The organism is Sphingomonas sp. 22176 (genome assembly GCF_052045505.1).
In the GTDB taxonomy this organism is placed as follows: domain Bacteria; phylum Pseudomonadota; class Alphaproteobacteria; order Sphingomonadales; family Sphingomonadaceae; genus Sphingomonas.
In genome coordinates this window covers 1464422-1484268 of record NZ_JBQEPL010000001.1, presented here as the reverse complement: position 1 = coordinate 1484268, position 19847 = coordinate 1464422, and the positions used below count along the sequence as shown (strand labels likewise).

The following is a 19847-nucleotide window of genomic DNA, read 5'->3' as shown; positions in this document are numbered from 1 at the left end:
TCCGCAATTCGGCAGGGCGGGTGCGAGGAAAACGGTCTTCAATTCCTCCCCTGGAAGGGGAGGTGGCAGGCCGCAGGCCTGACGGAGGGGTGTCCCCGCTGGAGAAGCTGGTCCGCCGTCACCGGCCGGGACACCCCTCCACCGCCCTGCGGGCGGTCCCCCTCCCCCTCCGGGGGAGGATCTGCGGGTTGCCCTCCCCCGCTGCCGCGGGGGAGGAAACGCTTAGTTGGCCGGGGCGAAGCTGCGCGCGCCGGCGCTCAGCTTGTCGACGGCTTCGGCGATGTGGCTCTCGTCGATCACCAGCGGCGGCAGCACGCGGAACACATTCTCGCCCGCCGCCACGGTCAGCAGCCCGTGATGGTCGCGCAGATGGGCGACAAATTCGCGGCTCACCACGCTGTCCTTCATCTTGATGCCGAGCATCAGGCCCTTGCCCCGGATCTCCTCGAACAAATGATCATGGTTGGGGATCATCTGCTCGAACGCCTGGCGGAGCCGCTCGCCCATGCGGGTGACATGCTCGAGGAAGCCGGGCTCCTCCATCACGTCGAGCACCGCCATGCCCGCCGCCATCGCCAGCGGGTTGCCGCCATAGGTGGAGCCATGGGTACCGGCGACCATGCCCTTTGCCGCCTCTTCGGTCGCGAGGCAGGCGCCGAGCGGGAAGCCCGCGCCGATGCCCTTGGCCGAAGTCATGATGTCCGGCGTGATGCCGTAATGCTCATAGGCCCACATCTTGCCGGTACGGCCATAGCCGCACTGGATCTCGTCGAGGATCAGCAGCAGGCCGTGCTCGTCCGCGGCCTTGCGGAGGCCCTGGATGAACTCGGGCCGGCCGGCGGTCATGCCGCCTTCGCCCTGGATCGTCTCGACCAGGAAGCCCGCGGTCTCACCGTCGATCTTGGCGATCGCACCTTCGAGATCGTTGAACGGCACATAGTCAAAGCCCGGCAGCAGCGGCTCGAACCCGTCGCGCATCTTGCCCTGGTCGGTCGCCGAGATCGCGCCCAGCGAACGGCCGTGGAAGGCGTTCTTGAAGGTGATCAGCTTGTGCCGCTGCGGGTTGCCATTGGCATAGTGATAGCGGCGCGCGGTCTTGATCGCGCACTCGATCGCCTCGACGCCCGAATTGGTGAAGAACACCGTATCGGCGAAGCTGTGCTTCAGGATCCGTTCGGCCAGCGCCTCGCCTTGGGGGCTGCCGTAGAGGTTCGAGACGTGCATCAGCGTGGCCGCCTGGTCGGCGATCGCCTTCACCAGATGCGGGTGGCCATGGCCCAGCGCGTTGACGGCGATACCGGCGGCGAAATCGAGATAGCGTTCCCCTCGTTCTCCGATCAGGTAGCAGCCCTCGCCTCGCACCGGCCGCACACCGCACCGCGGGTAGACGGGCATGAGCGGGGTGATGGTCATGGGAACGATACTCCTTGACGAAAAAGGGTTGGGAAAACTCCAGAAACGCAAAAGGGCGACCTATCCGGGCCGCCCTCTCTCATATCTAGGGCCGCTTGGGGCCACAGGTCAACCTGCCTTTATGCCCGTCCTATGGCTGTGCCGCCACGCGGTGGTTCCACTGCGCGATCGTGCCGCGCGAACGGCCGTAATCCGCGGTGCACGCCATGTACCGGGGATAGAATTGGATCGGCTTGGCCGCGGCATCGATCGCCTGCCACTGGCTGCAGCTCTTCCCGTCGAACGCATGTGCCTCGGGCGGTTCGCCGCCGGGGATGCCGCCATTGCTCAGCACCGCCATGTTCAGCCCGCCCTTCGCGACCCCCAGATCCGCCACCGCCGCGGCCGAGAAGACATAGACCTGCGTCTCCATCAGATCGACCGCGCGCAGCGCCGCGCTGACCACCGACCAGCGCTGCATCGGCGCGCCGTCGGCGCTCCACGGCCCGGCGGCCATCGAGGTGTTGACCACCAGCGTGACCTCGGCCGGGCGGTCCTCCCCCGCCGCGCGCCGCGCCGCCAGCACCGGCTCCAGGAACATGCCGAAGCGCGCGCCGCCGTCCATGTACATGCTGGTGCTGCGATCGGTCTGCAGCGTCACCGGCGGCACACCCGGCGGCACCGAGGCGGAGGCGAGCAGCGCATCGACATAGCAGCCCTGGATGCGCGCGAGATCGCCCGCCGCGCTCGTCGACAGCGTCCGCGAGGCCAGCTCGGTCATGTCGATGCCATAGCCGTCCCCATCGTCGAGATTGCTGACGCCGACGAACAGCTGGCGCTTGTTCGCCACCCATTCCTGCCCGACCGCGCGCAGTGTGCCGATCGTCATGATCTGCAGCAGCCGGTCACGCAGCGGCGCGAAGCTGGCGCTCGATCCCTTGAGCAGCGCGCCCGTTACCGCCCCGCCCCGGCGGACCCGCATCAGATCGGCTTCCTTGGCGATCGAATAGGCGAGCACGAGATCGCCGACATTGGATTCGCCCGGCGGCACCACCAGCCCGGTGGCCCCGTCCTTGCCGGACATCGGCCCGTCCACCCAGCCGTAGCTGCGGTCGCTCGGCACCGGCTGGTTGGCGAGGAACAGCAAGGTGCTCTGCAGCGAGCCGGTGCTGACGCCGGTAACGATGTCCCAGGTCGGCAGCGACTCCTGCTTCGCCCGCGCCGCAGCCTGCATGCCGTAGAAGAAGCCCGCGCCGAACGCGCCGTGCTGGCCGCCGCCGCTGAGCGCAAGGAACTGGTCGCGCGGCCCGCCCTCGCTCGCCACGCGCCGTACTCCCGCCTTGAGCAGGCGGCGCGCCTGCAGCGCCCGGCCCAGCGCCGCCGCTTCGGGATCCTCGGCCTGTTCGAGCACGGCCGCGGCGGTGGCATCGGCCCCGCGCCACGGCTGCTTCCACTTCGGGCCGACGGTGAGCGGGATGACCTTGTAGTTGCAGCCGGCAATCGGCTTGGGCCGCGGCTGGCTGCAGCCGGCCAGCAACGATCCCGCAGCCGCGAACAGCAGCAGCAGCGAACGAACCATGCGCATCAATATCCCCTCGCATCGAGCCCGCCCCCCGGCGGGATCTTTCCCGATGCGCCTTATGCGTCGATTCGTTGGTTTTTCGTAACGGTGTCGCTCAGCTCTTGATCTTCCATCCGCGGCGCAGCAGCCCGTAGCAGAACAGCCCCAGCACCACATCGAGCCCCAGGATCACCCCGGTGCCGAGCAGGATGGGCGAATCGGCGACGCCGAGGAAGCCGTAGCGGAAGCCCGAGATGATGTAGAAGAACGGGTTGGCATGGCTGATCGCGCGGAACACCGGCGACAGGTTCTCGACCGAATAGAAGGTGCCCGAGAGCAGCGACAGCGGCGCCACGACGAAGTTGGTGATCGCCGCGGCATGATCGAACTTCTCCGCCCAGATCGAAGTCAGCACGCCCATCAGCGCGAGGAACAGCGAGCCGAGGAAGCCGAACCACAGCACCGCCCACAGGTGCGCCGGGAAGACGTGGACGCCCCACAGCGCCATCGCCAGCCACACCGTGCCGCCGACGCAGAAGGCCCGCGTCACCGATCCGCCGGCCAGCGCCGCCAGCATCTCGCCGGTGGAGAGCGGCGGCATCAGATAGTCGACGATCGTCCCCTGAATCTTTCCAACCAGCAGCGAGAAGCTGGCATTGGCGAAGGCATTCTGCAGCATGCCCATCACGATCAGGCCGGGGGCGATGAAATCGGCGTAGTGAATCGGGACACCGTCGAGTGTCACGGTCCGCCCGCCGCCCCCCAGCGCGACCGTGAAGATCACCAGATATAGCAAGGTGGTGACGGCCGGTGCCCACACCGTCTGGAGCTGCACCTTGAAGAAACGGCGCACCTCCTTGATATAGAGGGTGCGCAAGCCTCCCCAGTTGACGTTGCGAATCACCGGAACGCCCGGCTCGGGAAGCTGTGAACCGATTTCGGGGTGGCTGCTCATGACGCGATCGCGTACCCGCTGACGCTGCCGCCCGCAAGACGAAGGAACCGAAGTGAGCTGGACCGACGAGCGTATCGAAACGCTGAAGAAGATGTGGGACAGCGGCCTGACCGCGACGCAGATCGCCGAGGAGCTGGGCGGCGTGTCGCGCAACGCGGTGATCGGCAAGGCCCATCGCCTCGGCCTGCCCTCGCGCCCCTCGCCGGTGAAGTCCAACGAAGCCAAGGCGGCCGCGGCGGCGGCGGCACCTGCTGCTGCAGCACCGGCCGAGCCCAAGCCGGCACCCGCACCCAAGCCGGCGCCCGCGCCAGCAGCACCGCGGCCCCAGGCGGCGGCGCCCGCACCGGCACCGCGCCCGGCGCCCCCCGCGCCTGCGGCACCCGCGCCCGTCGACGACGCCGATTTCGACAGCGACTCCGAGGCTGCCGAGCCCGCAGCGCCGCGTGCGCCGCAGCCGGTGCTCCGGTCGGTCGGCCCGGGCGGCTTCATCCGCCAGAATCCGGGCGAGCAGGCCCCGCCGAGCACCCCCGCCCCGCCCCGCCGCCTCGTCCCCGCCAAGCCGAGCGAGGCGATCGCGGGCAAGACGACGCTGCTCGATCTGAACGACAAGATCTGCAAATGGCCGCTCGGTCACCCGGGGGAGCCGGACTTCCACTTCTGCGGCGACAAGGTGAACCCGGGCTTCCCCTATTGCGTCGCGCATTGCGGCCACGCCTATCAGGCGCAGCTGCCCCGCCGCGACCGTCGCCCGGCCCCGACCATGCCCTTCGGCGGCACGCCCCGCCCTCGCTGAGCGGCGCAGCAGCCTGAGCGCGAAAGGCGCGGCAACCCCGGTTGCCACGCCTTTTTTCACGTTTTCAGCAGAAAGGCTCAGGCGGCGGCGATGGCCTCGCCGCCGAGCACCGCCGCCTCGGCCAAGCGGTAGCCGGCCTGCTGCTCGAAGCCCAGTTCGCGCAGGCTTGCTGCCTCTACCTGGAGCAATTCAATGTCCTCCGGGAAGCGGATGCGGCCAGCCGCACAGAGCGCTACCCGGCGGGAGGGATCTGCGCCCGCGTCGCGAATGGCCTCGCGCAGTGCCTCCCGGCTATAGCCCGTCCCCAAAGCGTCCGATGGCAGCACCGTTTCGAATGCGAGCGTCCGCAGGCTGGCGACGTCGTAGAGATGCGCAACCGGATCGCCCAGCGCCGGATGCCGAAGCGTTTCGAGGAACGCGGTGTACAAGACGTGCCCCGGATCGCCGACGTTCTTGCGGGTGAAGTGCGGTGCAAGATGGCCGCCGGTGTTCTGCATCATGTACATCCGCATCGAATCCGCCGACAGCCGCTTGGTCAAGGCCACCAAGGCCGGCATCTCGTGGTAATTGTCGAGCTGGATGGTCGCGTTGAGATGAAATTCGCAGAATTCCCCCTTTACGCGCTTCGCTGCAATAAATTCGAGGTTCGGGAGCAGCTTGTCCCATTTGCCCGGCCGGCGAACGACGTCATATACCCAGGGCGTGCAGGAATCGATCGATACGTCGACCAGCGGTCGATAGCGGTCGAGACCTTCATATTGCGCCCAGCGCTTCTCGCCCATGAGCAGCGCATTGGAGTGGATGTGCAACTCCACGTCCAGCGCGTTGTCGGCAAGGTAGCGCAGGATTGAGCGGTAATGCGGACTCGACCACGGATCGCCTTGGCCGGAGATCGAAATACGGGTGCGGCCTTCGGCGTTCAGCATCGGCTGAAACACCTTCTGTTCTATGATCTCGAAACGGCGTTCCTGCGCTTCGTCCGCGACCTCGATACCGCCGCGGCAGGACGGACAGGCGAGATTGCAGGTGACGTCGTGCGCCAGGAACAGCCAGCGTGGCGGCTCGGCCAAATGCGTACGGTGCTCATCAATCGCGGAGCGGAGAAGCGGATCGACGACGTCAGTCGTCAGCGGCAGCGTGTCCTCGTTGATATAGGTGCAGCGAAGCTTGTTACAGTAGCGATAGGAACCGTCGAGAATGCTTTCGCGCATTGCCTGAGCGTTGGGGCTGTTCCAGATCTCCTCGAAGGTCTCCCCTTCGAGATGCCCGAGCCGTTGCTGTGTCCAGATTGAACAACACGGTGCAACCGCACCGTCCATCAGCGTTTCGAACTTGACGAACGGCTTTTCGCAAAATCGCGCCGACAGATCGGCGGACTTGTCGGTCCCGAAGCGCTCCACGAAGAAAATCGCGCCGGCGGTCAGCGCGCAGTGCGGCGACTGCGCCAGCAACTCGCGCAGGAAGGTAATCCCGCGGGTGCGACCGACCGACAAGGCGTGCAGCACGCCGCCGATCACGTTCAGGACCTTGCGGACGCCGCCCTCCTGCACCGGTTCCAGCACCTCTACGAGGCTGCGCAGCTCCGCGACATCGTCATACTGGCAGGCATCGGCGAGCAGTGGCCATACTTCGGGATGGTCCAGTTCGTCCTGAAGTCGATCAACCAGGTTGCTGATGACCGGATAAAAGCGGCTTTCGCTCGGTTGAATGGCTGTGGCGGCAGCCTGCTCTTGCTGCTGTTCGGTACCGCCAGGCAAGTAAGACATGAGTTTCTCCGCTATACTTGCCTCATTTTAGGAAGCGGCGGATGCGACGGTGAAAACATAGGCAATATTTTCCTACTAACGGCAGGCTTTGCCGGGTGGGCAGCAGCACCGCCTGGACGCGAGCCGCACCGCATTCCGACGCACGCTCCCCGCCTTGCGCGCGCCCCCCCGCACCCCCTATACGTTCCGCATGTCCGAAGACCTCTTCGCTGCGCCCTCCGTCCCCGCCGGCACCTATGACGCCTCGTCGATCGAGGTGCTCGAGGGGCTGGAGCCGGTGCGGCGGCGGCCGGGCATGTATATCGGCGGCACCGACGAGCGCGCGCTGCACCATCTCGCCGCCGAAGTGCTCGACAATGCGATGGACGAGGCGGTCGCGGGCCACGCCAACCGCATCGAGGTGACGCTCTCCGCCCCCAACCGCATCACCATCGTCGACAATGGCCGCGGCATGCCGGTCGATCCGCACCCTCGATTCCCGGACAAGTCGGCACTCGAGGTGATTCTCTCGATGCTCCACTCGGGCGGCAAATTCTCGGGCAAGGCCTATGCCACCTCGGGCGGCCTGCACGGCGTCGGCATCTCGGTGGTCAATGCGCTGTCGGTGGACACGGTGGTCGAGGTCGCGCGCGACAAGCAGCTCTATCGCCAGCGCTTCAGCCAGGGCCAGACGCTGGGCCCGCTGGAGAAGCTCGGCGGCACGCCCAACCGGCGCGGTACCAGCGTCGCCTTCACCCCCGATCCCGAGATTTTCGGCGAGATGCTGTTCAAGCCCGCGCGGCTGTACAAGCTCGCCCGCTCCAAGGCCTATCTGTTCGCCGGCGTCGAGATTCGCTGGAAGTGCGATCCCGCGCTGATCACCGACGATACGCCGGCCGAGGCGGTGTTCCAGTTCCCCGGCGGCCTCGCCGATCACCTCAAGGAACAGGTCGGCACGCGCGAATGCGCCACCGCCGATTTCTTCGCGGGCACCCAGGAGTTTCCGGATTCGCAGGGCCGCGTCGAATGGGCGGTCGCCTGGCCGCTGTGGAGCGACGGCAGCTTCAGCTGGTATTGCAACACCATCCCCACGCCCGATGGCGGCACCCATGAGCAGGGCCTGCGCCAGGCGCTGGTGCGGAGCCTGCGCAGCTTCGCCGATCTGGTACACAACAAGAAGGCCAAGGACCTCAGCCCCGACGACGTCGTCACCGGCTCCGAGGTGATGCTCTCGGTGTTCATCCGTGAGCCGCAATTCCAGAGCCAGACCAAGGACCGCCTGACCAGCCCCGAGGCGACCGCGCTCGTCGAAAAGGCGGTGCGCGACCATTTCGACCATTATCTCACCGACAATATGGAACGCGGCAAGGCGCTGCTCGGCTATGTGCTGGAGCGGATGGACGATCGCCTGCGCCGCAAGCAGGAGCGCGAGGTCAAGCGCAAGTCGGCCACTACCGGCCGCAAGCTGCGCCTGCCGGGCAAGCTCACCGACTGTTCGACCGACAGCCCCGAGGGCACCGAGCTGTTCATCGTCGAGGGCGATTCGGCCGGCGGCTCGGCCAAGCAGGCGCGCGACCGCAAGACGCAAGCGATCCTGCCGATCCGCGGCAAGATCCTCAACGTCGCCAGCGCCACCTCGGCCAAGATCCTGGCCAACCAGGAAATCGCCGACCTGATCCAGGCGCTGGGCTGCGGCACCCGCAAGGACTGCGACGCCGCCCATCTGCGCTACGAGCGCGTCATCATCATGACCGACGCAGACGTCGACGGCGCCCACATCGCGACGCTGCTGATGACCTTCTTCTTCCAGGAAATGCCGGATCTGGTGCGCAAGGGGCATCTCTACCTCGCCCAGCCGCCGCTCTACCGGCTGACCGTCGGCTCCAAGAGCCTCTATGCCCGCGACGACGCGCACCGCATCGAGATCGAGAAGACGGCGTTCAAGGGCAAGAAGGTGGAAGTCAGCCGGTTCAAGGGTCTCGGCGAGATGAACCCGAACCAGCTCAAGGAAACCACCATGGACCCCAAGACGCGCGGCATGCTGCGCGTGACGCTGCCCCAGGAATATGAGGAGCGCGCGGGGGTGAAGGATCTGGTCGACCGGCTGATGGGCAACAACCCCGCCCACCGCTTCGCGTTCATCCAGGAAAATGCGGCGCGGCTCGACGAAGAGGTGATCGACGCCTGAGGCGCATCGGCGCATTGCGCGCCGCCATGCTACGTGTACCATCCTCCTACGACAGGGGGAGATACCGTTCATGCGTGCCGTCGCCTTTCTCGCGCCGCTGCTTGCCTGCGCCACGCCGTCTTTGGCGCAGACCACGCCCGTCGCTCCCGCTGCTCCCGCCGCCGCCGTGCAGCCGGCCAAGGAATTCCGCGATCGCGTCAACCAGCTGCCGGACCTGCTGCAGGGCAAGGGCGATTATGACGCCGCCTTTTCCGACGTGTTCCGCACACAGGTGCCCAAGGCCAAGTTCGATGCGGTGCTCCAGCAGATCGCGGCTGCTGCCGGCCCCTATTCCGACCTGCAGACGCTGGATGCGAAGACGCCGTGGAGCGGCACGCTGACGGTGGAGTATCGCGACGCGATCGCCACCGTCGCCATCGACGTCGATCCGGCCGGCGACCACCGCATCACCGGGTTGCTGGTGCAAGGCCTCACCGCCCGCGAGGCGAGCCTCGACGCCGTCGAAGCGGCGCTCAAGGGGCTGCACGGTCGCACCGGCTATGCGCTGGCAAGGCTGGGAGACGGCAAGCCGCAGCTGCTTCGCCAGCACAATGCCGACCAGGCCTTCGCGATCGGTTCCGAGTTCAAGCTGGTGATCCTGGCCGAGCTGATCCGTGCGACCAATGCCGGTGAGCGCAGCTGGGACGACATGGTCACGCTCGACGGCAGCGAACTGCCCGGCGGCGGCTATACGACCAAGCCGGCAGGCACCAAGGTGTCCCTGCGCGAACTGGCCACGCAAATGATCTCGATCAGCGACAACAGCGCGACCGACATCGTCCTCAAGACGCTGGGCCGCGCAAAGGTGGAGGCGATGATGCCCGTGCTCGGCATCGCCGATCCCGCGCGCAACCGGCCCTTTCTCGGCACGGGCGAGCTCTTCAAGCTGAAGACCATCCCGGCGTTGCGCGACCGCTATCTTGCCGCGAACGAGGCCGGGCGCCGCGCACTGCTCGCCGGCGAGGTGGCCGCGACGCCGCTTACCAAGGTGGATGTCGGCCTGTTCGCGGCCGGCAAGCCGCTGTCGATCGACACGCTCGAATGGTTCGAGACACCCGCCGATCTCGTCCGGGTGATGGACTGGATTCGCCGCAACACCGAAGGCCCCAAGGGCAAGGACGCGCGCGCGGTGCTGTCCAAGAACCCCGGCATCCCGCCGCTGGCCGCCGGCAAATGGAGCTATGTCGGCTACAAGGGCGGGTCCGAGCCGGGCGTAATCGCAATGACGCTGCTGCTGCAGAGCAAGGACGGCGGCTGGACCGTCCTCTCCGCCAGCTGGAACGACCCCGCGCAAGAGGTCGAGCAAGGCCGCTTCGCCGGGCTGATCGGCAAGGCGGCCGAGCTCGCCGCCCCGCCTCAATAAGCGATCCGCACCGATCCGCGCACCGTGCGCGGGGCGCCGGGATAGACCCACAGGCTGCTGTACGAGCTCATCGAATAGCGCGCGTCGAACAGATTGTCCGCCTCCAGTCGGACGGTCACGCGGCGCGAGAAGGCGTATTCCGCCGCTGCCTTGGCCTTGACGTAGCCCGGCAGCACCAGCCCGCTGCCGTCGATCGCGCCGATACGGTCGCCGACATAGGCGAGGCCGCCGCTCACCGAGGGGCCCTTCCCGTCCGCATCGAGGAAGCGGCCGAGCAGGAAGACGGTGCCGGCATGGGTCGGCACGTCGAGCACCCGGTCGGTGGCGAAGCTGCGGTCGAGCGTGCGGGCATGCGTCCAGGCATAGTTGGCGACGAGCTGCCAGTGGCGGCCGAGCTTGGCCGATCCGTCGAACTCGATGCCGTGGCTGCGCAACCGCCCGACGGGCGCGTTGAAATTGGGGTCGACGGGATCGTTGGTCAGGATGTTGCGCTTCTCGATGGAGAACCAGCTGGCCGATAGGTCCACGCCTGGCAGCCGCGCCGAGGCGCCCAGCTCATAGCCCTTGCCCGTCTCCGGCGCGAAGCCGCTGCCGTCGCGGCCGGTGCCGGAGTTGAGCACGAAGTTCTCGCCCCAGTTCGCGTGCAGGGCGAAGCGCGGGTCGAGCCGATACTGCGCGCCGACGCGGAAGTTCACCGGATCGTCCACCGCCCGGCCCACCGCACCGGTGCGGTTGTTGGCGATGCGCTGGCGATAGGGATCGTAGCGGACCGCGCCGCTCAGCGTCAGCCGATCGGTCACTTCCCACAGATACTGGAGATAGGCGGTCGCCGCCCAGCGCTTCTCGCGATTGTCGGTGAAGGGCGTGAGCGGCAGCGCGGTGCCACCGTACACGGGGGCGAACACGTCGATCGCATAGGGCGCGACGGGGCTCGGGTTCCGGCGCAGCAGCCCCTCGCGATAGTCGAGCACCGTGCCCTTGAGGCCGACGCTGAGCTGGTGGCGGGCGATCCGCCCGGTCAGCTCCATCCGGGCGGAAAGATCGTCGACCGTATAGTCGCGCTGCCGCCGCTGCCGCCACAGGCTGCCCCCCACCAGCCGGGACTGGTCCGCCGAGAAGCCGTTCAGCGATCCCGTGCGCCACGCCACCCCGCCATTGAGCGCCCAGCCGCCGCCGAGCGCGAGCTCGCCGGTCAGCTGGTGACGCTCGTTGCGGAAGCGGGTGACGCCGTTGCTCGGCTCGCCGAAATAGCGATTGCGCGGCAGCGCGTTGGCGTCGCCGGCGATGGCCGGCATGCCGCGATCGAACGGCGTGTCGAAGCGCGTGATCTCGCCGACATAGGTGAGTTGCACACCCGCGGTCGGCCGCCAGGTGACCGAGGGTGCGAGCGTACGGCGCTTGAGCGTCACGAAATCGCGCCAGCCGTCGCTATCCTCCACCGCGCCCACGACACGCACTGCCAGCGTGGCCGTAATCGGCTGGTTGACGTCCAGCTCGGCGCGCTTGGTGTTGAACGAGCCATAGGTGAGCGTGGCACTGCCCGTTGCGACCGTTCCCGGCGTCTTGCTCACCAGGTTCACCCGCCCGCCGGGATCGGCATCGCCGAACAGCGCGCCCATCGGCCCCTTGAGCAGCTCGATCCGCTCGGTCGTCGCCGGATCGCGCGGCGGGGCCATGCCGCGATTAGCGAGGAATCCGTCGACATAATATTCGCCGCCGCCGTCGGGCGTGCCGAGAAAGCCGCGGATCGCGAAATTGTCCATCACGCCGCCGCGGTTGTTCTGGTTGCTGACGCCGCTGACCAGCTCCAGCGCATCGGACAGGCGATAGCTGCCGGCGGCGGTGAGCAGGTCGCGCTCCAGCACCCGGCTGGATTGCGACATGCGCTCGGTCGCCGGGTCGGCGGACAGCGTGCGGTCCGTGTGCTGCTCGCGGGTGCCGAGCACGACGATTTCCTGAGCGGCGGGATCGGTGTTCGGATCGCGCTCGTCGGCAGCAGCGGGAGCGATCGCGCCGAGCGAAAACAAGGCGGCCGTGGCGAGTGTCACGCGCAAAATAGGTTGCCCTTTGTGTGATGTTGTATCATTGCGCTGCAATATGTTGCAGCGCTTGTCAACCATTGCCCCGGACGTGTCCGCCCGCCCCCGCATCCGCTCGATCGACGCCCTGCGCGGGCTGGTGATGCTGCTGATGCTGGTCGATCACACCCGCGAGACCTTCTACTCCACCGTGCCGGTCGCCGACCCGCTGGGGCCCGAGACGCCGACCGCGCTGTTTCTCACCCGGCTCACCGCGCATTTCTGTGCGCCGGTGTTCGTGTTCCTCACCGGGCTGGCGGCGTGGCTCTATGCGCAGTCGCGGGGTGGGGCGGCGGCGGCGTCCGACTTTCTGTGGAAGCGCGGGCTGTTCCTGGTCGTGCTCGAGCTGACCGTGGTCAACTTCGCCTGGGGCTTCGATCTCACCCCGCCGATGCTGTATCTGCAGATGATCTGGGTGATCGGGTTGTCGATGCTGGCGCTGGCGGTGCTGGTCCACATGCCCCGCCCCGCGTTGATCGCGCTGGGGCTGGCGATCGTGCTGGGGCACAATCTGCTCGACGGCGTGCATGTCGCGGGTGCGCCCGGCCCTGCGGTGTGGGCGGTGCTGCACGAGCGCAGCATCTTCGACCTGCCCTGGGGCGGGCGGCTGCGGATCAGCTATCCGCTGCTGCCGTGGATCGGGGTGATCGCGCTCGGCTATGCGCTGGGGCCGTGGTTCGCCGCCGCGGCCGACGCAACGACCCGCCGGCGCAAGCTGGTGGCGACGGGGCTCGCCGCGCTGGCGCTGTTCGTGCTGCTGCGCGCGACCAACGTCTATGGCGACCTGCATCCGTGGCAGGCGGGCGCGGACGCGCTCCGCACCGCGCTGCAGTTCGTCAACCTCACCAAATATCCGCCCTCGGCCGATTTCGTGCTGGCGACGCTGGGCGTGGGGCTGATCGTGCTGGCCGCGTTCGAACACCTGCCCCAGCGGGCGGCGCGGCTGCTGGTGGTTCTGGGCGGCGCGCCGCTGTTCTTCTACCTGTTCCACCTCTACCTGCTGCGGGCGCTGAACCTTGCGGCGGGTGCGGCGCTGGGCGTGGCGGGGCCGGTGAGCGTGCCCAACGTCGCCGCGCTCTGGCTGCTGGCGGCAACGGTCGCGGTGCCGTGCTGGTTCGCTACCCGCGCCTTTGGCAGCCTCAAGCGCCGGAGCGACGCCTGGTGGATGCGCTATCTATAGGTCGCCGCGCATCCGCCGCTGGTGGTATTTTACCCGCACGGTGATGCCGAGCACCATCAGGAAGAAGGCAAGCCCCAGCACCGCCGCCGGTACCGCGATCGGCATCGGCCAGACCTTCGCCCGCAGCGCCGCGAGCAGCGCGCCGAGCACCGCCAGCCACACCGCCCCCATCCGCAGCGGCCGCGCGATCTGCTTCAGCTCGGCCTTGTAGGCGGCGCGCTCGGCCGGATCGTTCAGGTTTGGCGGGGTCGGCATGTCCAGTCTTCCTTCAACAGCCCGTAGAGCGTGGTGTCACGCACGCCGATATGGGTCTCCCACTCGGCGCGCAGCACGCCCTCCAGCCGGAAGCCCAGCCGTTCGAGCAGCCGGCGCGAATACACATTGTCCGGGTCCGTGTCCGCAAAAACCCGCCGGTGCGCCTCGGCGAGGAAGAGCTGGTCGAGCACTGCGCCGATCGCCTCCTCGGCGATCCCCTGCCCCCAATGCGGCCGGGCGAGCAGATAGCCGATCTCGCTGACCGCCGGCCGCTTCTCGCCCACCGCGACATAGCCGATGGCGGTGTCGTCACCGGCATGCGTGATCGCCCAGACGCGCCAGGCCGGGTCGCCGCGCGACAGGCTGGCGCGGGTCTGCTCGACGGTTTGGTGGGGCGCGTGGCTCCACCAGGTCATCAGCTCGGCGTCGGAGAGGCTGGGGAACAGCGCCTCGGCATCGTCCACCGTCCGCGGCCGCAGGCGCAGCCGCGCGGTGGTAAGCACGGGCGTGTCCGCCATCTCAGCGATTGCCGCCGATGAAGTCGCCCAGGCCGCCCAGCACCGAACCCTCGCCGCGATTATGCCCGCCGCCATTGGCCGCGGCGAGCATGCGGCCCGCCAGCCGCGCGAAGGGCAGCGACTGGATCCACACCTTGCCCGGCCCGCGCAGCCGGGCGAAGAACACGCCCTCGCCGCCGAACAACATGCTGCGCACGCCCCCGACCGAGACGAGGTCGAAGTCCACCGATGGCGTCAACGCAGCGAGGCAGCCGGTATCGACATGGAGTTCCTCGCCCGGCGCCAGCTCGCGCTCGACGATCGCGCCGCCCATCTGGACGAACACCCAGCCGTCGCCGTCGAGCCGCTGCATGATGAAGCCCTCGCCGCCGAACAGCCCGGTCATCACCCGGCGCTGGAAGGCGATGCCCATCTGCACGCCCTTGGCGGCGGCGAGGAACGCGTCCTTCTGGCAGATCAGCGTGCCGCCGATATCGGCCAGCCGCAGCGGCACGATCGCGCCGGGCACCGGCGAGGCGAAGGAGACGCGTGCCTTGCCGCTGCCCTGGTGGGTGAAGACGGTGGTGAATAGGCCTTCACCCGTGACCAACCGCTTTCCCGCGCCGAGCAGCTTGTCCATGATTCCGCCGCCGGCGTTGCTGCCGTCGCCGAACACGGTCTGCATGGTGATCGCGGCGTCCTTCCACACCATCGCGCCGGCCTCGGCCACCGCGCTTTCGCCGGGATCGAGCTCGATCTCGACGAACTGCAGCTCCTGGCCCTTGATCTCGAAATCGATGTCGTCGGCATAGCCTTCGCGGCGCGTGTGCGACCAGGGGCTGATCGGCGGCATGGCAGTCTCTCCGTCACGTGTTGCAGCGGCATACTACACCAACTGCAGCGTGGCGCGAAGCCGGATCAGCCGCCCTTCGCACGCTCGGCGAGCAGATCCTGGGTCAGCACCTGGGGCAGCACCTCGGGGGCGTCCTGCCCCGGCTCGTACCAGAGGTAGAGCGGCACGCCGGCGCGGTTATGCGCCTCGATGAATCGGCCCAGCGTCGCATCACCATTGGTCCAGTCGCCGACCAGCACCGCGACCTTGCCGTCCCGCAGCGCCTGCTCGACGGCGGAGGTCTCGATCACCGCCTTCTCGTTGACCTTGCAGGTGAGGCACCAGTCGGCGGTGAAATAGGCGAAGACCGGCCGCCCCTGCGCGCGCAGCGCGGCGAGCCGGGCCTCGCTGAACGGCTCGGCCTCGGCCATGGCGGCCGGCGTTCCACCCGCCGCCCCCGGACGGACCAGCGCAACGCCGCCGAGCGCCAGCAGCACCAGCGGCAGCGCCGGCAGCCAGGCGCCGCTCCGCCCCTTGGCCTGGCGCACACCCGCCCACCACAGGCCGAGCGTCGCCAGCAACGTCGCCGCCAGCCCGATGGTCATCCCGTCCACCCCGGCCTGCTTGCCCAGCACCCAGGCAAGCGCCAGCGCGGTGAGGAACATCGGGATGGAGAGGATGTGCCGCATCGTCGCCATCCAGGCGCCAGGCTTGGGCAGCTTGCGCCGGAACGCCGGCACGAAGCCGAGCAGCAGGAAGGGCAGCGCGATGCCGAGGCCCAGCCCGCCGAAGATCGCCAGCCCGGCAAACCAGGGCAGCACCAGCGCCGCGCCCAGTGCCGAGGCCATGAACGGCCCGGTGCACGGCGTGGCGATGAACGCCGCCAGCGCGCCGGTCGCGAACGCGCCGCCATGCCCGTTGCTCGCCGCGCGGTTGACGAAGGCTGGGGTGGTGATCTCGAACAGCCCGGCAAGATTGAAGGCGATGCTCGCGACCAGCAGCAGCAGCACCAGGATGACGCGCGGATCCTGCAGCTGGAACGCCCAGCCCACCGTTGCCCCCGCCGCCCGCAGCCCGAGCAGCAGTCCGCCGAGGGCGAGGCACACCGCCACCACGCCCGCGGTATAGGCGAGCGCCTCGGCCCGCGGGCTACCGGCCTCGTTATTGGCCTTGGCGAGGCTCAGCGCCTTGAGGCTGAGGATCGGGAAGACGCAGGGCATAACGTTGAGGATCAGCCCGCCCAGCACCGCCGCGAAGAACGCGCCGATCGCCGCCAGCCACGGGGTCGCGGCCGGCTTGACCGCCGCTACGGCACCCGGCTTGGCGGTGACGATCAGCCCCTGCCCGTCGATGGCCAGCACGCCTTCCAGCGCCGCCGGTGCGGTGCGGGCCTTGATCTCCAGCACCAGCCGGTCGCCGTCGCGGGTGACGGTCTGCGGCGCGGCATAGTCGACCGCATTGGCCGTCAACGGGTAGAAATACACGTCCTTCGCCGCCGCACCCGCCGGATAGGGCACCGCGATCCGCAGCGTGCCGCCAGCCGCCTGGAAGGTCGCCGGGGTGCTCAGCGGCTTGGGCAGCTTGGCCCGCCAGCCGTCGAACTTGGCCCGTGCCGCGGGATCGATCGCGCCGTCGCCGATGGTGAGGCTCGTCTCCAGCTCAGCCTTTTCGGGCACGCACAGCGTGTCGGTGCAGACGAGGTAATCGAGCTTGAGCTTCACCGGCAGCACGCCCTTGGCGTCGGCGGGGATGTGCAGCGTGGTCAGCCGGACGAAGGTGCCTTCGTAGACATAGTTCATCAGCCCGGCGATCAGCAGCCGCTGCGGGAGCGGATAGCGGAAGGCATCGGCGGTGGCGCCGGCCCGCAGCGTCCAGTGCGCCTCGGCGGGCAGCCCGGCATCGCCCGGGTTCTGCCAATAGGCGTGCCATTTCGGATCGGGGGTGGAGACCAGCGCCAGCGTCACGTCGCTGCCCGGCTTCGGGGTCGCCGTCTCCGCCACCAGTTCGCTGTGGACATGCGGCCCCTTGGCGAACCCCTGCGCCATCGCGGACGCGCCGCCCATGAGGAAGATCAGGAGCGACATCAAAGCGAAACGAAGCTGGGCCATGGCGCCGTCCTTGCCCAGTTCGCCGCGTTCGACAATAGCTGGGTGTACCAACGTCCACCCGTGCCTGGAGCCGGCCCCGAATGAAATTGCTTGCCCCCCTCGCCGCCCTCGCGCTGGCCGCCACCCCCGCACTCGCCCAGCAGAGCGCACCGGCCCCCGCGGCCGCGCTGCCCGCGACGCCGCCCAAGCTGGTGGTGGTGATCTCGGTCGACCAGTTCTCGGCCGACCTGTTCGCAGAATATCGCAGCCAGTTCAGCAGCGGCTTCGCCCGGCTGATGACCGGCGCGGTGTTCCCGGCGGGCTATCAGAGCCACGCCGCGACCGAGACCTGCCCGGGCCACTCGACGATCCTCACCGGCGACCATCCGTCGCGCACCGGCATCATCGCCAATGACTGGACGGATTTCGCCGCGCCGCGCGCCGACAAGACCGTCTACTGCGCCGAGGACGAGACCTTGCCGGGCTCGGATTCGACCCACTACACCGTCTCCGACAAGCATCTGAAGGTGCCGACGCTCGGCGAGTGGATGAAGCAGGCCGATCCGCAGTCGCGCGTCGTCTCGGTTGCGGGCAAGGACCGCGCGGCGGTGATGATGGGCGGCCATAAGGTCGACGAGCTCTGGTGGTGGGACGGCAAGGCCTTCGTGTCCTATGCCGGCCGCACCGCCCCCGAGGCGGTGACCAGGATCAACGCCGCGACCACCGCCCGCATCGCCGAGGCGCAGCCCGCGCTGGACCTGCCGGGCTTCTGCAAGCTCCGCAGCCGCGCGATCCCGGTCGGCGGCAACAAGACGGTGGGCGACGGCCGCTTTGCGCGCGCTGCGGGCGACGCCAAGGCGTTCCGCGCCTCGCCCGAGATCGACGACGCGGTGCTGGCGCTGGGCGCCAAGCTCGCCACCGACATGAAGCTCGGCCAGCAAGGCCATACCGACCTGCTGATCCTCGGTGCCTCGGCCACCGACTATGTCGGCCACAGCTATGGCACCGAAGGCAGCGAGATGTGCCTGCAACTGCTCTCCCTAGACCAGACGCTGGGCCGGTTGTTCGAGGCGCTCGATCGCACGGGCGTGGGCTATCAGGTGGTGCTGACCGCCGACCATGGCGGCCATGACCTGCCCGAACGCCACCGCGAACATGGTGCGCCGACCGAGCAACGCGTCACCCCCGAGGTGACCACCACCAGCATCAGCCGCGCGCTCGCGGGCAAGCTGGGGCTGACCGGCCCGGTGCTGGTCGGCGGTCCGGGCGGCGACGTGTATGTCACGCCGTCGGTGCCGCAGGCCAAGCGCGCGGCGGTGCTCGCCGAGGCAGCGAAGCTCTACGCGGCCAACGCCCAGGTGCAGGCGGTGTTCACCCGCGCCCAGATCGAGGCGACGCCGATCGTCCATACCCCGCCCGAGACCTGGAGCCTGCTGGAGCGCGCCCGCGCCTCGTACGATCCGCAGCGTTCGGGCGATCTGGTCATCGCGCTCAAGCCGCGGGTGACGCCGATCCTCGATCCGGTGGGCGGCTATGTCGCGACCCATGGCAGCTTCTGGGACTATGACCGCCGCGTGCCGATCCTGTTCTGGCGCAAGGGCATGACCGGCTTCGAACAGCCGCTGTCGGTGGAGACGGTGGACATTGCGCCGACGCTGGCCGCGCTGATCAAGGTGCCGGTGCCGGTGCAGATCGACGGGCGCTGCCTGGATATCGACGCGGGCGCGGGCGACAGCTGCAAGTAAGCGGTCTCCAATTCCCCCTCCCGCTTGCGGGAGGGGTTAGGGGAGGGTGTGACGTGGAAGTTCCTGCCGCGAGGTCTTCCCAAGCGGCAACCATCCCCTCCCGCAAGCGGGAGGGGAGCGCAGGTGGAGAGGCTTACCGCTTCTCGAACGCGCGCATGCCCGTCAGCCGGTTGTTCGCCAACGTGATCCGCCCGCCAGACACATCCGCCACGAACGCCGGATCGGCCGGCGCGCCCGGCGCGAGACCGGCGGTATTCCCCTCCACCCGCAGCCCGTCGGTCGGATAGGTCCGCGCCTCCGCCGCGACGACGATCAGCCCCGAACGGTTCTCCTTCGCCGCCCCCTGCACGAACATGTTCTGCGCGATCGTCCCCGTGCCGCCTTCCGACAGGTCGATCATATAGTTGGTCTTGCGTCCCGCGCTGTCGTCGAAGCTGTTGCCGGTGATCGCCACCCGGCGCGCGCGCAGCTTCACATAGTGCCCACCGGTACCGCGCTCGAAACGGCTATGGGTGATCGTCACCAGCCCGTCGACCGACAGATAGACCGAATGCGAACAGTTCGGCGATTCGTCGCACTGGCCGAGCCCGGCGAAGCTCGAGCGATCGATGGTGATGCTGCGCACCGTCGAATGCCCGCCGCCGAGGATTCCCTCCTGGCTGTCGAGGAAGGTCGAGCGGGTGACGGTCAGGTCGCCCATCTCGATGCGGATGCCCGCACCGTTGCCGTCGCGCACGCGGAACTTGCGGAACACGAGGCCGTCCACTGCCGCGCCGCGCCCGCGCAGCACGAACGCCGCCTTGTCCTCGCACACAGTATGCTCGAAGATCGCGGTGCCCGGCTGCACCGCCTTGTAGGTGATCCGCCCCCCCGCCTGCACCGCACACTGGTGATAGGTGCCGGGTGCGATCAGGATCGTCGCGGTCCCGTCGCGCACCGACTCCACCGCGGCGGCAAGGGTCGGAAACCCCTGCCCCGTCTCGGCGATAGTGAAGGGCGCAGCGGCGGCGGCGAGAGCCAGGAGCAGGATCGACATGCCCGCACCCTGCCACGCCCGCCGTTAAAAATCCGCCGATGCGCAAACGTCCACATTCGCCGCTTGTGCAGCGCAACGAAGCATTGCAGCATGCAGCCATT

The 19847-nt window shown here is 68.4% G+C and carries 15 protein-coding genes; 5 read left to right on the top strand and 10 right to left on the bottom strand.

What is annotated here, in order from left to right; genetic code table 11:
* Positions 1-222: 222 nt before the first annotated feature.
* The 3 genes from ACTJKY_RS07165 to ACTJKY_RS07155 all read right to left on the bottom strand — a co-directional run bounded on the left by ACTJKY_RS07165 (position 223) and on the right by ACTJKY_RS07155 (position 3908).
* A complete protein-coding gene (locus ACTJKY_RS07165) occupies positions 223-1413 on the bottom strand; it encodes an aspartate aminotransferase family protein (RefSeq protein WP_440845047.1) in 1191 nt (396 codons plus the stop codon).
* A 130-nt stretch (positions 1414-1543) separates the two neighbouring features.
* Entirely contained in the window at positions 1544-2977 is a 1434-nt protein-coding gene (locus ACTJKY_RS07160) for a patatin-like phospholipase family protein (RefSeq protein ID WP_440845046.1), read from the bottom strand.
* A gap of 91 nt (positions 2978-3068) precedes the next feature.
* Positions 3069-3908: an ABC transporter permease gene (locus ACTJKY_RS07155; RefSeq protein ID WP_440845045.1), complete on the bottom strand. Its 840-nt coding sequence runs from the start codon at positions 3906-3908 to the stop codon at positions 3069-3071.
* A 52-nt stretch (positions 3909-3960) separates the two neighbouring features.
* Here ACTJKY_RS07155 and ACTJKY_RS07150 point away from each other — a divergent pair, with 52 nt between their 5' ends.
* On the top strand, positions 3961-4701 hold the full coding sequence (locus tag ACTJKY_RS07150) for a GcrA family cell cycle regulator (RefSeq protein ID WP_440845044.1): 741 nt from the start codon (positions 3961-3963) through the stop codon (positions 4699-4701).
* Positions 4702-4778: 77 nt separating this feature from the next.
* Here ACTJKY_RS07150 and ACTJKY_RS07145 read toward each other — a convergent pair whose 3' ends face one another.
* Positions 4779-6467 carry an SPASM domain-containing protein gene (locus ACTJKY_RS07145; RefSeq protein WP_440845043.1) on the bottom strand — a complete coding sequence of 563 codons (1689 nt, stop codon included), beginning with the start codon at positions 6465-6467 and terminating at the stop codon, positions 4779-4781.
* A gap of 190 nt (positions 6468-6657) precedes the next feature.
* Here ACTJKY_RS07145 and parE point away from each other — a divergent pair, with 190 nt between their 5' ends.
* A complete protein-coding gene (gene parE / locus ACTJKY_RS07140; RefSeq protein ID WP_440845042.1) occupies positions 6658-8634 on the top strand; it encodes a DNA topoisomerase IV subunit B in 1977 nt (658 codons plus the stop codon).
* A 70-nt stretch (positions 8635-8704) separates the two neighbouring features.
* Positions 8705-10036: a serine hydrolase gene (locus tag ACTJKY_RS07135; protein WP_440845040.1), complete on the top strand. Its 1332-nt coding sequence runs from the start codon at positions 8705-8707 to the stop codon at positions 10034-10036.
* Here ACTJKY_RS07135 and ACTJKY_RS07130 read toward each other — a convergent pair.
* Positions 10030-12084: a TonB-dependent siderophore receptor gene (locus ACTJKY_RS07130; RefSeq protein ID WP_440845039.1), complete on the bottom strand. Its 2055-nt coding sequence runs from the start codon at positions 12082-12084 to the stop codon at positions 10030-10032. The genes ACTJKY_RS07135 and ACTJKY_RS07130 overlap by 7 nt on opposite strands.
* Before the next feature lie 82 nt (positions 12085-12166).
* Between ACTJKY_RS07130 and ACTJKY_RS07125 the strand changes: the two genes are divergently transcribed.
* Entirely contained in the window at positions 12167-13294 is a 1128-nt protein-coding gene (locus ACTJKY_RS07125) for a DUF1624 domain-containing protein (protein ID WP_440845038.1), read from the top strand.
* Here the strand turns inward: ACTJKY_RS07125 and ACTJKY_RS07120 are convergent.
* The 4 genes from ACTJKY_RS07120 to ACTJKY_RS07105 form a co-directional block, all read right to left on the bottom strand.
* Entirely contained in the window at positions 13289-13549 is a 261-nt protein-coding gene (locus ACTJKY_RS07120) for a hypothetical protein (protein ID WP_121074649.1), read from the bottom strand. The genes ACTJKY_RS07125 and ACTJKY_RS07120 overlap by 6 nt on opposite strands.
* Complete coding sequence (locus ACTJKY_RS07115) at positions 13528-14067, bottom strand: GNAT family N-acetyltransferase (RefSeq protein WP_440845036.1); 540 nt, start codon at positions 14065-14067, stop codon at positions 13528-13530. The genes ACTJKY_RS07120 and ACTJKY_RS07115 overlap by 22 nt, the downstream gene beginning before the upstream one ends.
* A gap of 1 nt (position 14068) precedes the next feature.
* Positions 14069-14899 carry a TIGR00266 family protein gene (locus ACTJKY_RS07110; RefSeq protein WP_440845035.1) on the bottom strand — a complete coding sequence of 277 codons (831 nt, stop codon included), beginning with the start codon at positions 14897-14899 and terminating at the stop codon, positions 14069-14071.
* Between the two features lie 65 nt (positions 14900-14964).
* On the bottom strand, positions 14965-16986 hold the full coding sequence (locus ACTJKY_RS07105; RefSeq protein WP_440845033.1) for a protein-disulfide reductase DsbD family protein: 2022 nt from the start codon (positions 16984-16986) through the stop codon (positions 14965-14967).
* A gap of 80 nt (positions 16987-17066) precedes the next feature.
* Between ACTJKY_RS07105 and ACTJKY_RS07100 the strand changes: the two genes are divergently transcribed.
* The gene (locus ACTJKY_RS07100; protein ID WP_440845031.1) at positions 17067-18710 is read left to right on the top strand and encodes an alkaline phosphatase family protein; all 1644 of its coding nucleotides are present in this window, start codon (positions 17067-17069) and stop codon (positions 18708-18710) included.
* Between the two features lie 133 nt (positions 18711-18843).
* Here the strand turns inward: ACTJKY_RS07100 and ACTJKY_RS07095 are convergent, their stop codons facing one another.
* Entirely contained in the window at positions 18844-19746 is a 903-nt protein-coding gene (locus ACTJKY_RS07095) for a right-handed parallel beta-helix repeat-containing protein (protein WP_440845030.1), read from the bottom strand.
* Positions 19747-19847: the final 101 nt, after the last annotated feature.